12 protein-coding genes are annotated in these 13,949 nt (G+C 44.1%); 10 read left to right on the top strand and 2 right to left on the bottom strand.

What is annotated here, in order from left to right:
- The first annotated feature begins 128 nt into the window (after nucleotides 1-128).
- The 10 genes from pyrR (at nucleotide 129) to glyS (ending at nucleotide 11,860) form a co-directional block, all read left to right on the top strand.
- Nucleotides 129-668 (top strand): bifunctional pyr operon transcriptional regulator/uracil phosphoribosyltransferase PyrR, encoded by a 540-nt coding sequence (gene pyrR / locus Q7J27_00025; protein MDO9527527.1) that lies wholly within the window; start codon nucleotides 129-131, stop codon nucleotides 666-668.
- Nucleotides 669-1,026: 358 nt separating this feature from the next.
- Nucleotides 1,027-1,947 carry an aspartate carbamoyltransferase catalytic subunit gene (locus Q7J27_00030; GenBank protein ID MDO9527528.1) on the top strand — a complete coding sequence of 307 codons (921 nt, stop codon included), beginning with the start codon at nucleotides 1,027-1,029 and terminating at the stop codon, nucleotides 1,945-1,947.
- Nucleotides 1,944-3,233, top strand: a complete 1,290-nt coding sequence (locus Q7J27_00035; GenBank protein MDO9527529.1) for a dihydroorotase — start codon at nucleotides 1,944-1,946, stop codon at nucleotides 3,231-3,233. The genes Q7J27_00030 and Q7J27_00035 overlap by 4 nt, the downstream gene beginning before the upstream one ends.
- A 2-nt stretch (nucleotides 3,234-3,235) precedes the next feature.
- Entirely contained in the window at nucleotides 3,236-4,597 is a 1,362-nt protein-coding gene (gene mgtE, locus Q7J27_00040) for a magnesium transporter (GenBank protein MDO9527530.1), read from the top strand.
- Nucleotides 4,598-4,604: 7 nt separating this feature from the next.
- Nucleotides 4,605-5,393: a DNA repair protein RecO gene (gene recO, locus Q7J27_00045; protein ID MDO9527531.1), complete on the top strand. Its 789-nt coding sequence runs from the start codon at nucleotides 4,605-4,607 to the stop codon at nucleotides 5,391-5,393.
- Between the two features lie 15 nt (nucleotides 5,394-5,408).
- Complete coding sequence (locus Q7J27_00050) at nucleotides 5,409-5,960, top strand: nitroreductase family protein (protein ID MDO9527532.1); 552 nt, start codon at nucleotides 5,409-5,411, stop codon at nucleotides 5,958-5,960.
- A gap of 206 nt (nucleotides 5,961-6,166) precedes the next feature.
- Complete coding sequence (locus Q7J27_00055; protein ID MDO9527533.1) at nucleotides 6,167-7,780, top strand: MBL fold metallo-hydrolase; 1,614 nt, start codon at nucleotides 6,167-6,169, stop codon at nucleotides 7,778-7,780.
- Between the two features lie 202 nt (nucleotides 7,781-7,982).
- Complete coding sequence (locus Q7J27_00060; protein MDO9527534.1) at nucleotides 7,983-8,636, top strand: TIGR00730 family Rossman fold protein; 654 nt, start codon at nucleotides 7,983-7,985, stop codon at nucleotides 8,634-8,636.
- Nucleotides 8,637-8,713: 77 nt separating this feature from the next.
- Complete coding sequence (locus tag Q7J27_00065) at nucleotides 8,714-9,634, top strand: glycine--tRNA ligase subunit alpha (protein ID MDO9527535.1); 921 nt, start codon at nucleotides 8,714-8,716, stop codon at nucleotides 9,632-9,634.
- 153 nt (nucleotides 9,635-9,787) lie between these two features.
- Nucleotides 9,788-11,860, top strand: a complete 2,073-nt coding sequence (gene glyS / locus Q7J27_00070; GenBank protein MDO9527536.1) for a glycine--tRNA ligase subunit beta — start codon at nucleotides 9,788-9,790, stop codon at nucleotides 11,858-11,860.
- 151 nt (nucleotides 11,861-12,011) lie between these two features.
- Here glyS and Q7J27_00075 read toward each other — a convergent pair whose 3' ends face one another.
- Nucleotides 12,012-13,205: an MraY family glycosyltransferase gene (locus tag Q7J27_00075; GenBank protein ID MDO9527537.1), complete on the bottom strand. Its 1,194-nt coding sequence runs from the start codon at nucleotides 13,203-13,205 to the stop codon at nucleotides 12,012-12,014.
- A 212-nt stretch (nucleotides 13,206-13,417) separates the two neighbouring features.
- Nucleotides 13,418-13,949, bottom strand: a 532-nt coding sequence (locus Q7J27_00080; protein ID MDO9527538.1) for a DegT/DnrJ/EryC1/StrS family aminotransferase, incomplete at its 5' end; no start/stop codon positions are given.

Below are 13,949 nucleotides of genomic sequence, written 5' to 3' on the forward strand. Positions count from 1 at the left end.
TCATTCCCGCGAAAGCGGGAATCTATAACTAATTGAGAATACTGGATTCCCGTTTTCACGGGAATGACAATTTAGGCTATTTCCGGCAAAATTCAAAGGTCTCAATTTAGGAATAAGGAGATTAAAGGATGAAAGAAAGAAAGGTAGTGCTTGACGCAGAGGGAATTGACAGATCCCTGACAAGAATTGCCTATGAAATACTGGAAAAGAATAAAGGGGTAAAAGATCTGGTGCTGGTCGGTATCAGAACGGGCGGTGTATTCCTCGCAGAAAGGCTCCGTCAAAAGATCTCCATGATTGAAGAAGTTAATGTATCTGTAGGTATTTTAGACATCACACTATACCGCGATGATCTGCTGACAACTAATAAAAAACCGAAGCTGGGAAAAACAGATATCCCATTTTCACTAAATAACAAAAAAGTCGTTCTCGTCGATGATGTCCTCTTCACCGGAAGGACCATACGGGCAGCGATGGATGCACTCATAGATTTTGGCAGGCCAAGACTCATTCAGCTTGCTGCTCTCATCGACAGGGGACACCGTGAACTTCCCATAAGGGCGGATTTTATAGGCAAAAACCTCCCTTCATCACTGTGGGAAGAAGTCAGTGTAAATCTCATGGAAACAGATGGAAAGGATGAAGTTGTTATTATTGAAGAAGGATAACATGAAAAGTGCCTAAAGTGAAGCTCCCCGCCCACAGGGCGGGGGGGCTTCCCGGTAAGGAATAATTTAATTATATTGCGCCCCTTGACCCCGCCTACAAGGCGGGGCTTGCGGGGTGCGCTCCAGGTGAACTAAGATGCACTCGTAAAAAGTCTTTTCATAGCGAATCTAAGCATTTTGGGGAAAAGATGCTGGTAGTGTCTGGCGTTAAAAAAATCTAATTGTTTGAGTGCATTAGCACGAGTTTTTAGATTTTTAGCCAGGCAATGAAAGCATCCCCAAAATGGTTCTGAGCGAAGAAAACTGACTTTTTACGAACGTGCCAACTAAAGTTAAAGTACAATAACTGAGGTAAAACATGAAGTTAGCGAGTAAAGATGTTTTAGGTATAAAGGAGCTTTCTGTAGATGAGATAAATCTTATCCTTGATACTGCAGAATCCTTCATAGAAGTCTCGACAAGAGAGATCAAAAAGGTTCCCACCCTCAGGGGAAAAACCCTCGTCACTCTTTTTTATGAACCAAGCACCAGAACAAGAACATCCTTTGAAATTGCGGCAAAGAGGCTGAGCGCAGATACTGTCAGCATTTCTGCCACCACAAGCAGCGTGATAAAGGGAGAAACCCTCATCGATACAGCCCGGAACCTGGAGGCCATGAACCCTGATATTATAGCAATCAGGCACAGTGCTGCGGGAGCACCGCATATGCTGTCCAAACTTATTAAACAGTCCATAATTAATGCAGGAGACGGGGCTCATGAACATCCTACCCAGGCACTGCTGGATATGATGACCATTAAGGAGAAAAAAGGGGGAATTGCGGGTCTCAAGGTGGCCATCATAGGAGACATCGCCCACAGCAGGGTGGCCCGGTCCAACATTTACGGTCTCACCAAAATGGGGGCGGATGTGACAGTGGCCGGACCGGTTACTATGATACCCAGAGATATTGATAAAATGGGTGTTACGGTCCACTACCGTCTCGAAGAGGCAATAAAAAACGCCGATATAATTATGATGCTAAGAATTCAGCTTGAAAGGCAGGGTGATAGTATATTCCCATCACTTCGGGAGTACTCCAATTATTATTGCCTGAATGCTCAAAACATAAAACTGGCAAAGGATGATGTCCTTGTCATGCATCCGGGGCCTATCAACAGGGGGGTGGAAATCGCTCCTGACATTGCTGACGGTCCCTATTCGGTGATTCTCGAGCAGGTAACCAACGGTGTTGCGGTAAGAATGGCTCTTCTCTATCTGCTGGCGGGAGGTAAATGATGAATATTTTACTTAAAGGAGGAAGGGTTGTCGACCCTTCACAAAATATAGATGAAGAGATAGACCTCTTGATAAAAGAGGGGAAAATTGCACAGATCGGTAAAGATATTGACAAAAATACGATCGCTGATTCAGCACCTCAGACACTCAATCTTGAGGGTAAAATCGTGGTACCGGGATTAATTGACATGCACACCCATCTGCGGGAACCCGGCTTTGAATACAAGGAGACGATTCAGACAGGTTGCCAAGCAGCGGTGGCAGGAGGATTTACCTCAATCGCCTGCATGCCGAACACAAACCCGATTAATGACAATCGATCTGTAACCGAACTTATCCATCGACAGGCAAAGCGATACAATTTGGCAAACGTTTATCCAATTGCAGCTATAAGCAGGGGATCCGAAGGGATTACCCTGACAGAATTCGGGGATTTAAAGGACGCCGGCGCTGTGGCATTTTCAGATGACGGGAAACCGGTAATGAACAGTGCCCTGATGAGGAGAGCGCTCGAATACGCCTTTTCACTTGATATCCCGATAATATCACACTGTGAAGATACTACGTTATCTGCCGGTGGATTGATGAATGAGGGATTTGTATCCACAGAACTGGGACTTCAAGGAATCCCGAATATCGCAGAAGATATAATGGTAGCAAGGGATATAGCAATCGCCGATTATACGAACACTCCCGTCCATATCGCCCATGTAAGCACAGCCGGATCTGTCAGATTGATAAGGGCGGCCAAAGAAAGGGGAATAAAGGTCACCGCAGAAACCGCCCCACACTATTTTTCCCTTACCGATGAGACCTTGAATAAATATGACACCTGTGCCAAGGTATATCCCCCTTTGAGGAGTGCGGATGACGTAACGGCAATAAAGGAAGGACTTTCCGATGGCACCATAGATGCGATCGCAAGCGACCATGCTCCCCACTCCTCGATAGAAAAGGAAGTGGAATTTGAATATGCCTCCTCAGGAATGATAGGGCTGGAAACTTCACTATCGCTAAGCCTTAAACTGGTTGCAGAGGGAATCCTCACTCTGAACCAGCTCATCTTGAAGATGAGTACAAACCCTGCCGGGATACTGAGAATACCAAAAGGGACACTGAAGATAGGTTCCGATGCCGATATAACAGTAATCGACACAGAACGGGAATGGACAGTGGATATAAACACGTTCCGGTCAAAAAGCAAAAATTCTCCCTTCAACGGCTGGAAGCTTAAAGGCATGGCAGTACTTACCATCATGGGTGGAGAGATAAAGTACAGCGTGTAATTATGAAAGAAGAGAAAACAGAACAAATAAAAGATCTTCAACAACTAAAAGATTGGATCGAACTCAAAAGGGAATTTGACGTTCTTGACCTTTTCTCGAGACTCCACCCGGCTGATATCGCCGATTTGATCGACAACCTGAAAGAGGAAGAAAAGATCCATCTCTTTGCCCTGCTCGATGTTGAAAAAGCCTCCGACGTTATCTTAGAGTTGAGCGATGTTTCGAGAGAGCAGATACTTGAAGAGATTTCCGACAAAAAACTGACCGAGATCATCGATGAAATGGAATCGGATGATGCTGCCGATATTATCGCCGATCTCCCTGCAGAGCAGGCCCAAGCTGTCCTTGAGGGAATAGAACCTGAAGACTCCGAAGATGTCAGAAAACTCCTGAAATATGAAGAGGATACAGCCGGCGGTATCATGCAGTCCGAGCTGGTCTGTGTAGATAAGAATGCCACCATCCGGGATGCCATGCAGGCTGTCATCAAGGAATCGGAGGAAATCGAAAATATTTATAATGTATTCGTTGTGGAGGAAGAAAACAAGCTGGTCGGAACCGTCCCCCTGCAAAGGCTCATAACGGCTAAACCGAACACCCTGATACATAAATGCATAGATGAAAATATACCGAGCGTTAATGTTGATGTTGATCAGGAAGAGGTTGCCAGGATGTTTGAAAAGTATAACCTCGTTTCTCTTCCTGTAGTTGACCATACGAACAGGCTGCTGGGAAGAATCACCGTCGATGATGCCGTCGATGTTATGGAAGAAGAAACGTCAGAAGATATTTTCAGAATAGCGGGTCTGGGTGAAGATGACAGTGTCTTCAACAAACCTATCCAATCCATAAAGAAAAGACTGCCATGGCTCTATCTAAATCTCATGACAGCACTTGTCTCAGTCTTTATAATCGGATTCTTCGAAGATACCATCAAAATGATGGTGGTTTTAGCCGTGTTCATGCCGGTGGTAGCGGGCCTCGGGGGAAATGCGGGAAGCCAGACCCTTACTATTATCGTAAGGGGGCTGGCCCTCGGCGAGGTAACCTTTGAAACCTCAAAAAAAGCCCTCTACAAGGAAACCCTCGTCGGCATCGTAAACGGCGTATGTGTCGGAATAGTCATCGGTATCATCGCATATATCTGGAAGGGTATCCCCATGCTGGGAATTGTTCTGGGCCTGGCAATGGTAATCAATGTGTTGGTGGGCACATTAGCAGGAACATTAATACCTCTGAGTTTGAAATGGCTAAAGATGGATCCGGCACTTGGCTCTCATATCTTTGTTACAGCTCTTACAGACGCCTTCGGATTCCTTTCCTTCCTCGGTCTGGCTACTATCTTTATAAAATTATTAATGTAAATTGCCTATGATTCCCAAGCACAGCAACAAAGCTTCTGCAATTGTCCTTCGCTCTCTCGACTACGGGGAATCTGACAGGATCATTACTTTTTATACAGATGACTTCGGTAAGCTTACGGGAATCGCAAAGGGAGCCCGGCGCAGTAAGAAGAGATTCCCGAATGCCCTTGAATTATTTTCCTGTTCCAATATCTTATTCTCTAAAAATAGAGGCGGGCTGAGATTGATTGAAAGCTGTAGCGTAACAAATTACTATTCCGGCATAAGAGCCGATCTGGAAAAAACCCTCGTTGCCTCCTATTTTATTGACCTTACCTCTCAGTTCACATCGGAAGGCAAAAAAAACCTAAATTTGTTTCAATTGCTACAAAACTTCCTTGAAATCATCGATACCGGAAACAGTTCAGAGACAATCGCAAGACTCTTTGAATTACGATTGCTTAAGCTAAAAGGATTTGAGCCGGTTTTAGACAGGTGTACAATCTGCAAGACACCTGTTAACGAAATAGAAATTGCGTATCGCACCAGACCCCTGCTATTCAGTCTAAACAGGGGTGGAATAAAATGTCCTAAATGCAACTCCGACAACAAACCTTCTCTGCCAATCTCCATCGGAACCATCATGACACTCCTTATGGGAAAAGAAATGGATATCGGCAAGATTCACCGATTAACCCTATCGAGCCAGGCAGCGGAAGAAAGTAAAAAAGTCCTTGTCAGTTTTATCCAGTACCTTCTTGGAAAAGAGTTGAAATCTTTAGATGTTATCAATAAAATCAAAAGAATGAGCCTTTGAAAGGAATATGGCATTATGACATTTGACGAAATCCTAAAGATAAGACGGTCTGTCCGATCGTACGATTCAAGACTCGTCAAAGAGGAAGACATAAAAGCGATATGCGAGGCAGCCAGACTTGCTCCTTCCGCTCACAACAGTCAGACTTGGCGCTTTGTTGCAGTAACGGAACGGGATCGTATCGAAAAAATCTGCGATGGAGCTATGCTCCCTGTCATACGCAACAGCTGGATGAAGACTGCCCCCCTGCTCATCGTCGGCTGTTCAAAGCTGGATTTTGTGACAAATAAGGTTGGAAGCTTCATAACCGGTATTGAATATTATCAGATTGATCTCGGGATAGCGATGGAACATATGGTGCTTAAAGCAACCGATCTCGGCCTCGGTACCTGCTGGATAGGCTGGTTCAGTGAAAAGAAGGTTAAAGAGATTCTTGAAATACCAAAAAATATAAAAGTCCTGGCTCTCCTGACCGTCGGGTACCCTAAAACTGCTACCATCATAAAAGAAAAAAAGAGGAAACCTCTTGAGGAAATACTCTACAGAGAAAAGTGGGGTCCGGGTTGAAGAGAATGATTTTAAAAGTTTTTAAATAATTAAAAGTTGATGCACTCGTAAAAAGTCAGAAAGTGTGCTCTTTGTCATCCTGAACTCGTTTCAGGATCTCACTTGTTTCAGCATCTAATTATTTCAGCAAGTTAGAGACCCTGAAATAAATTCAGGGTGACAGAAAAAGACTTTTTACGAATGTATCAAATGATAAGGAGCGAAACATGATAAAAGTAACCTGTCTGGGTGGTGCTGGATCAGTAACAGGATCCAATTATCTCGTTGAGAATTCACAGGGCAAAAAGGTTCTGGTTGACTGTGGTCTTTTCCAGGGCGGAAAGCAGATAGAACAGCGCAACTGGGAAGACTGGGGTTTTAATCCAAGAGAGATAAAAACCCTCTTTCTGACACATGCTCATATTGACCACAGCGGAAGGATACCGAAGCTGGTAAAGGATGGTTTTCACGGAAAGATAATAACCTCCCCTCCTACAGCAGAACTATGTGAAATAATGCTCCTTGACTCAGCTCATATTCAGGAAATGGATGCCGAATGGCAGACTCGAAAAAACAACAGGCAGGGCAATAAAGGAGTACTTCCCCTTTATACAATGGAGGATGCCGAGGAAAGCCTCCAGTATCTCTCCCCGATGGAGAGGGACCAGATAATAAACGTTGAACCGGGAATAAGGGCACGCCTCAGGAATGCAGGACATATTCTTGGTTCTTCTATTGTGGAGTTGTGGATAGAGGAAGAAGCAAATAAAGAGACAAAAATCGTTTTTTCAGGAGATCTGGGAAAGCAAGATCAACTGATTGTCAAAGATCCACATGAAATCTTTGCTGCAGATTATCTTTTTATTGAATCTACTTATGGTAACCGCCTGCATCGTACCTTTGAGGACAGTAAAGAAGAACTTTTAGATGCTATCAAATACGCTGTATCACATGGTGAAAAAGTTATTATTCCGGCCTTCGCCCTGGAAAGGGCACAGGAAATACTTTACCTTCTTGGTGAATTTTACCGTGACGGTTCACTCCCTGTTATACCTGTTTACCTTGACAGCCCTCTGGCCATCAAGGCCACACAAATCTTTCGTAAAAACAAAAAGTATTATGATGAACAGGCGAGGGCGATTGTGGACCAAGGTTTTGATCCCTTTGATATGCCCAATCTGCATTTTACCCCCACTACCGAAGAATCTGTTGCCATTAATAAAAAATCCGGCCCCGCCATTATCGTCTCCGCAAGCGGGATGTGTACGGCGGGCCGCATTAAGCACCACCTCAAACACAACCTCTGGCGCCCCGGAGCAAGTATTATAATTGTAGGATTTCAAGCTCAGGGAACCACGGGAAGAAAGATAGTAGACGGAGAAAAATCAGTTAAGCTCTTCAGGGAAGATGTTGCCGTAAAGGCAAAGGTTTTTACAATCGGCGGATTCTCCGCACATGCAGATCAGAAAGATCTTCTGGAATGGGTAAGCCATTTTGCTAAATCCAGACCACAGGTCTTTGTAGTCCACGGAGAAACCACGGCGAGTGAAGAACTGGCCAGAGTGATTCATGAAAAATTTGACATGGAGGTTCATGTTCCCAAGTGGAAAGAATGCCTTATGCTTAAAGCCAGAGAGGTGATTCAAAAAACAACACTGGATGAGGTGCAGCCGACGGATATAAGCCAAACCATGCTGAGAAAGATAATTGCTTTGGAAAAGGAAATGAAAAGATTGAAAAATCGTCTCACGGAAAAAGGGGAAGAGGTAACAATCGGCGAGGATGATGTGAACACAATCGAACATCTTCAGGAAGAGATTAAGAAAATTCTTCTGCAATAAGGCATTGGAATGGTTGCGTTTACCTAATTTTTGTAATACTAATCCTAAAATAGACATTGACCATTCCAACACGGTAGGATAGGCGTCCCGCCTGTCCATAATGGTGAATCGCCGTAGGACAGCCGAGACGGCTGTCCTACGGGATAGGGAAGGCAAACTTTATTTCCAATGTCTATTTTGGGGACTAAAGAGGTGACAGATTATGCATGAAAAACAATATATTGTTGATGACCTTACAAAAAACGATACCTGGAGAATGTTTAACATAATGGCTGAATTTGTGGAAGGCTTTGATGTCCTGTCCAGAATTCATCCGGCTGTGACTATTTTTGGGTCAGCCAGATCCCATCCCAATAGTTCCAATTATAAAACCACGGAAAAGGTAGCCCGGCTACTGGGAGAAAACGGATTTAATGTTATTTCCGGTGGAGGACCCGGGGTTATGGAGGCAGCCAATAAAGGGGCTGCGGCGGCTGGGAGCAAATCAGTGGGTCTCCATATACATCTCCCTAAGGAGCAAAAACCCAATAAGTATGCCAACGTCCGGCTCGATTTTAAATACTTTTTTGTCAGAAAGGTCATGTTTGTAAAATATGCCGTAGCTTATATCATTATGCCTGGGGGCTTTGGAACCCTTGACGAACTTTTTGAAGCCCTGACCCTGATTCAGACCAGAAGGATAAAGCCCTTTCCTGTTATTCTTATAAATTCTGATTACTGGAAAGGCCTGAGTGACTGGATAAATAAAACTCTGATCGGGGAAAAACATATATCAAAATCAGACATCGACCTTTTAAGGTTTGTGGACACTCCGGAAGAAGCCGTGGACATAATAAAGAAAACAGTAATAATTTAATTGAGGGATACATCCCTATTTGCTTGACATGATTTTTTCGTAATGATACTTCCAACATATGGGGACAGATTTTAAATCTGTCCCCAAACTATGCTCAACAGAGGAGAGAAAACGTGACCTTTCAGGAATTAATATTGGCTCTTGAAAAATACTGGGACAATAAGGGGTGTATTATACAACAACCATACGATATTGAGGTAGGAGCAGGAACCTTCAACCCTGCAACCTTTCTCAGAGCCCTCGGCCCGGAACCGTGGAATGTCGCTTATGTCGAACCTTCCCGGAGACCCACGGACGGCAGGTACGGAGAGAATCCTAACAGACTTCAGCACTACTACCAATATCAGGTTATAATGAAGCCGTCACCATTTGACATACAGGAGCTCTACCTTGACTCCCTTAAAAGCTTCGGTATAGATCCTCTCGATCATGATATTCGCTTTGTGGAAGATGACTGGGAATCCCCCACGCTGGGTGCCTGGGGTTTAGGTTGGGAGGTCTGGCTCGACGGAATGGAAATAACCCAGTTCACTTATTTTCAGCAGGTTGGAGGAATAGACCTTGACCCCATATGCGCCGAATTAACCTACGGAATTGAGCGAATCGCCATGTATCTTCAGGAGATTGACAATGTATACGATTTGGAATGGACACAGGGCATAAAATATGGGGATGTACACCACAAGGGAGAAGTTGAATTCTCCATCTACAATTTTGAAGAAGCCGATACCGAGATGTCAAGAAAGCTTTTCGATATGTATGAGGCAGAATCTTTAAGAATGGCTGAGAAGAATCTGGTACTCCCCACTTACGATTACTGTCTCAAGTGTTCACATATCTTCAACATCCTCGATGCACGGGGTGCTATAAGCGTTAACGAGCGCACCAGCTACATCGGCAGGGTAAGAAACCTGGCAAGACTCAGCGCTGAAGGATATCTAAAGCAAAGAGAAGAAATGGGATATCCCCTTATGGGAAAGTGGAAAACAAATCAATGAAAATATCAAAATGAAAATTTAAAAAGTAAAATAAGAAGCCAAACAACTTTTGTAAGATATCATCACCTTTCATAGTCTTTCCGTTTTATTTTTAAATTTTTCGTTTTGATATTTGATATTATTAGAATTAAGCATACAGGAGACGCATATCCAATGGGTAAAGAACTTCTATTAGAGATAGGAACGGAAGAGATCCCCGCCGCTTTTTTGTCGAAGGCTCTCAATGACATGGACAGGATCATCCGGAATGAATTTTCCGAAAACAAGATCAAGCATGGAGATGTCAAGACGATGGCCACACCGAGGAGACTTCTTCTACATGTGGCTGATGTGGCAGAAAAGCAGGAAGACCAGATCATAGAAAAGCTCGGCCCGGCCAAAAGGGTTGCATTTGATGAAAATGGAAATCCAACCAAGGCCGCCATCGGCTTCGCCAGAGGGCAAGGCATAGACATATCTGAAACTGAAACAATAACAACAGAAAAGGGCGAATACATCTGCGCCAGGAAAAAAATTGCCGGGGAAGAAACAAAAAGCATACTCCCCAATCTTCTGGTTAAATTTATAACATCCATTCCTTTTAAAAAGTCCATGCGGTGGTCAAACCTGGACATGCGTTTTGCACGGCCGATTCACTGGATACTTGCCATTTTGGAAGGAGAAATCATTCCATTTAAAATCGAAAACATATCGAGCGGCAACATGTCACGCGGACATCGTTTCATGAGTCCACAGCCCTTCGAAGTCAAAAGCTTTGATGAATACCTGAAAAAAACAAAGGAAAGTTTTATTATCGTTGACCCGGAGGAACGGAAAGAAATTATACTGGAAGGGGCAATACAAGCTGCCCGTGAAGTGTCCGGAAATATTCTTGAAAACGATGATCTTCTCGAAGAGGTAACTTTTTTAGTCGAATATCCCTCCGTTGTCAGGGGAAGTTTTGAAAAAGAATACCTGGAGCTTCCCAAAGAAGTTCTCACCACCTCCATGATGTCGCATCAAAAATACTTCCCCGTTACCGACGAAAATGGCAGTTTGTTGCCCTATTTTATCACGATCAATAATACCGTGGCGAGAAACCCTGCCGCTGTAGCCGCTGGAAATGAAAAGGTCATTCGTGCACGTCTTGCCGATGCCCGATTCTTCTTCAACGAAGACCAGAAGATCCCACTGGAGGAAAAACTGGAAGAACTTAAAAACGTTGTCTTTCACAGCCAGCTCGGAACTTCTTATGAAAAGGTCATGCAGTTCAGAGAACTTGCTGAATATATAACAGGCGAAATAAACCCTGACATAAAGGATGCAGTATACCGGGCAGCCACACTCTGCAAGGCCGACCTGGAAATGCAGATGATCTATGAATTCCCGGAACTGCAGGGAATAATGGGCAGAGAATATGCCCTTATCCAGGGTGAAGATAAAATTGTCGCAAAAGCTATCTACGAACACTACCTTCCGACAGCAGCCGGAGGTGATCTCCCGGAAACAGATGAGGGAGCCATCGTAAGTATTGCTGACAAACTGGACACGATTGTCGGATTTTTCGGCATCAATTTAATCCCGACGGGAACTGCCGACCCCTACGCCCTCAGAAGGCAGGCACTCGGAATTATCAATATTATCCTGGACAAACAATATTCCCTCCCTTTAGGCGATCTGATCGACAAGAGTATCGCCATCTTTGGCGACAAGCTGAAGAGGAAGCCCGAAGAGATCAAATCAGATGTCCTGGAGTTCTTCAAGGGAAGGTTTCAAAACCAGATGATCTCGCAGGGACATCCCTATGACGTCGTCGATGCCGTTCTTTCGGTGGATACCGGCGATATAGTAAGGGCGTACAGAAGAATTGAAGCGATGGGAGAATTCAAGTCCCATCCTGACTTTGAACCGCTGGCGATCGCCTTTAAGCGGGCAGGCAACATTATAAAGGGGTTCACAGGCGGTCCTGTCGATACCTCACTTTTCGATACGGATGAAGAAAAAAACCTCTACGATGCTTTCCTTGAAATTAAGGAGAAGGCAAGCGCTCATCTTGATAATGACAATGATGAAGATGCCCTGATCGAAATGGCCAGACTGAGAAAACCGGTAGATGATTTCTTTGATACTGTTCTTGTCATGGCAAAAGATGAAAAGGTGAGATTCAACAGGCTTTCTCTCCTGGAAGAAATTTCCAGGCTATTCCACCGGGTCGCAGACTTTTCCAAAATAGTGACAGAACATTAACGCTTAGCATCATCGCAAAAAGTCTTTTCTGTCACCTTTAACAATACCACATGTCACCCTGAACCATGTACTGAACTTGTTTCAGGATCTCAGGGTCTCTTGGAATTATGAGCAAGATTCTGAAATAAATTCAGAATGACAAATGGCACACTCAACGTTTACGGCCCGAATATTCTGCAATAGATACTATTATGGTAATTAAACAGGCCTGAATAACCAGAAGTATGCCGTCAATGGGTCTCGCATACCGGAGGGCAATGGCACTAATGCCGAGTGTCGCACACAGGAAATAAATAAAGAAAACAGCCTTTCTTCTGTCACCGAGAAGGACATACAGCCTGTGATGAATATGGTCAGTGCCCACGTAATCAATCCATTCCTTCACTGTCTTAACTTTCCCTGTTACGATTCTTTCTATCGTTATATATGTCATATCGTATATTAACACCCAGAATATCAGAACCGGGGCTGAAAACGATACAATCCGGCTGTTATCGGCCCAATTTCCCTTAATGGCCAGAGCCGCCAGAACAAATCCAACAAAAGTACTGCCTGTATCACCAAGGTATATGGAAGCAGGATTTTTTAACCCCATATTGAAGGGTAGAAACCCAAGACAGCTTCCCGCCATTGCAATGGCAATCCATCCCATGAATGGCTGCCCAGTCTGATATGCGACAATTCCAATAAACATGGCGATAATAGTAGCGATACCCGCTGCAAGCCCATCCATGCCGTCAATGAAATTCATAGCGTTTGTCAGTCCCACTATCCAGAGAATCGTGAACAATACATTTAACAAATATCCCCATGTCGTCTTTGAGGGAAACAAATTCAGCACGATTCCAAAATAAACCATCACAAGAACAACACAAATCTGGACAATCAATTTCATTCTTGCCGAGACCTCTTTCCAATCATCGACCAGGCTGATCAGAGCGACAATGATGCCTCCTGAAAGTAACACAACCATTTTCTTGTCAAGGATCATATTGAACATGAGAGCTGTATTGAACGCAATTAAGATTGCAAGACCTCCCAGGAGGGGCGTACTTTTTTCATGTATCTTTCTTCCCCCCGGGGTATCAACAATTTTTAACCTTAAAGCAATTGCCCCCATAATTGGTGTCAATACTGCCGAAAGGGAAAGTGCAAAAATCAGTATGTAAAGCCACCTGACTCCATATTCAATAAAATAGTTTCTTGAATAAGGAACCAGAAGAATACCTAAAGCAACGACCGCACAATACCATGTTAGACGTCTGGAAGGCGTTTCCGGTAAAATTGACCCCCTCATTACTTCAACCTTTCGATAGCAGTAGTTCGTTTCCAAAATATCATTCATTCTATTTTGTCATTGCGAGGAGTGAGATTCCTCGCCGGTCATTGCAAGGCTGATGAAGTCAGCCGAAGCAATCTCAAGGCAGGCTTCGGAACAGGCTCCACAATCTCACTGAAATTTCATGCCGTTAGGGATTGCTTCGCTTGCCTCCTTCGCTACACTCGGAGCTTCGGCTCACCGCAATGACGTATCGTTGCGATGTTATTTTGGAACTATTATAACAGGTTCTTCATAGCATCAATAATCTTCCTCACCTCGTCATCCCCCAATGAAGGGTAAATGGGTATTGACACTGCCTTGTTAAAAATCTCATCTGTAACCGGAAATCCTGACAATCCGAGGCATTTATGCAGCGGTTTGAACACAGGCCTTTTGCAATCGATTCCCTTTTTTTGCATCGCTTCCATAAAGTCTGAATGGTTCCGGTCAAGCACCACATATCTGTAATAGATGTGCTCCCGCCCTTCAGGAACTGCTGGAATCGGGAAAGCCATCCCTTGCAATGCCTCGTCATAGAACCCGGCAATCTCTTTTCTTCTTTCAATAAACGAGGGCAGTTTTTTCAACTGGTTTATTCCCAGCGCAGCCTGAATATCTGTCATCTTGTAATTATATCTGACTGAATAACTCTCCTTTTCATCATAATCCCTCAAATCCCTGACAGCTCTGATAAGGACATCATCATTAGAAAGGACCATCCCCCCTTCCCCGGTAGAAAGCATCTTCGTAGCATAGAAAGAAAACATC

The organism is Syntrophales bacterium (assembly GCA_030655775.1).
GTDB lineage: Bacteria > Desulfobacterota > Syntrophia > Syntrophales > JADFWA01 > JAUSPI01.

Bases quoted from the DNA above. Each gene is read 5' to 3' on its own strand.
- pyrR (MDO9527527.1), top strand. From the start codon at position 129: ATGAAAGAAAGAAAGGTAGTGCTTGACGCAGAGGGAATTGACAGATCC.
- Q7J27_00030 (MDO9527528.1), top strand. From the start codon at position 1,027: ATGAAGTTAGCGAGTAAAGATGTTTTAGGTATAAAGGAGCTTTCTGTA.
- Q7J27_00035 (MDO9527529.1), top strand. From the start codon at position 1,944: ATGATGAATATTTTACTTAAAGGAGGAAGGGTTGTCGACCCTTCACAA.
- mgtE (MDO9527530.1), top strand. From the start codon at position 3,236: ATGAAAGAAGAGAAAACAGAACAAATAAAAGATCTTCAACAACTAAAA.
- recO (MDO9527531.1), top strand. From the start codon at position 4,605: ATGATTCCCAAGCACAGCAACAAAGCTTCTGCAATTGTCCTTCGCTCT.
- Q7J27_00050 (MDO9527532.1), top strand. From the start codon at position 5,409: ATGACATTTGACGAAATCCTAAAGATAAGACGGTCTGTCCGATCGTAC.
- Q7J27_00055 (MDO9527533.1), top strand. From the start codon at position 6,167: ATGATAAAAGTAACCTGTCTGGGTGGTGCTGGATCAGTAACAGGATCC.
- Q7J27_00060 (MDO9527534.1), top strand. From the start codon at position 7,983: ATGCATGAAAAACAATATATTGTTGATGACCTTACAAAAAACGATACC.
- glyS (MDO9527536.1), top strand. From the start codon at position 9,788: ATGGGTAAAGAACTTCTATTAGAGATAGGAACGGAAGAGATCCCCGCC.
- Q7J27_00075 (MDO9527537.1), bottom strand. From the start codon at position 13,205: ATGAATGATATTTTGGAAACGAACTACTGCTATCGAAAGGTTGAAGTA.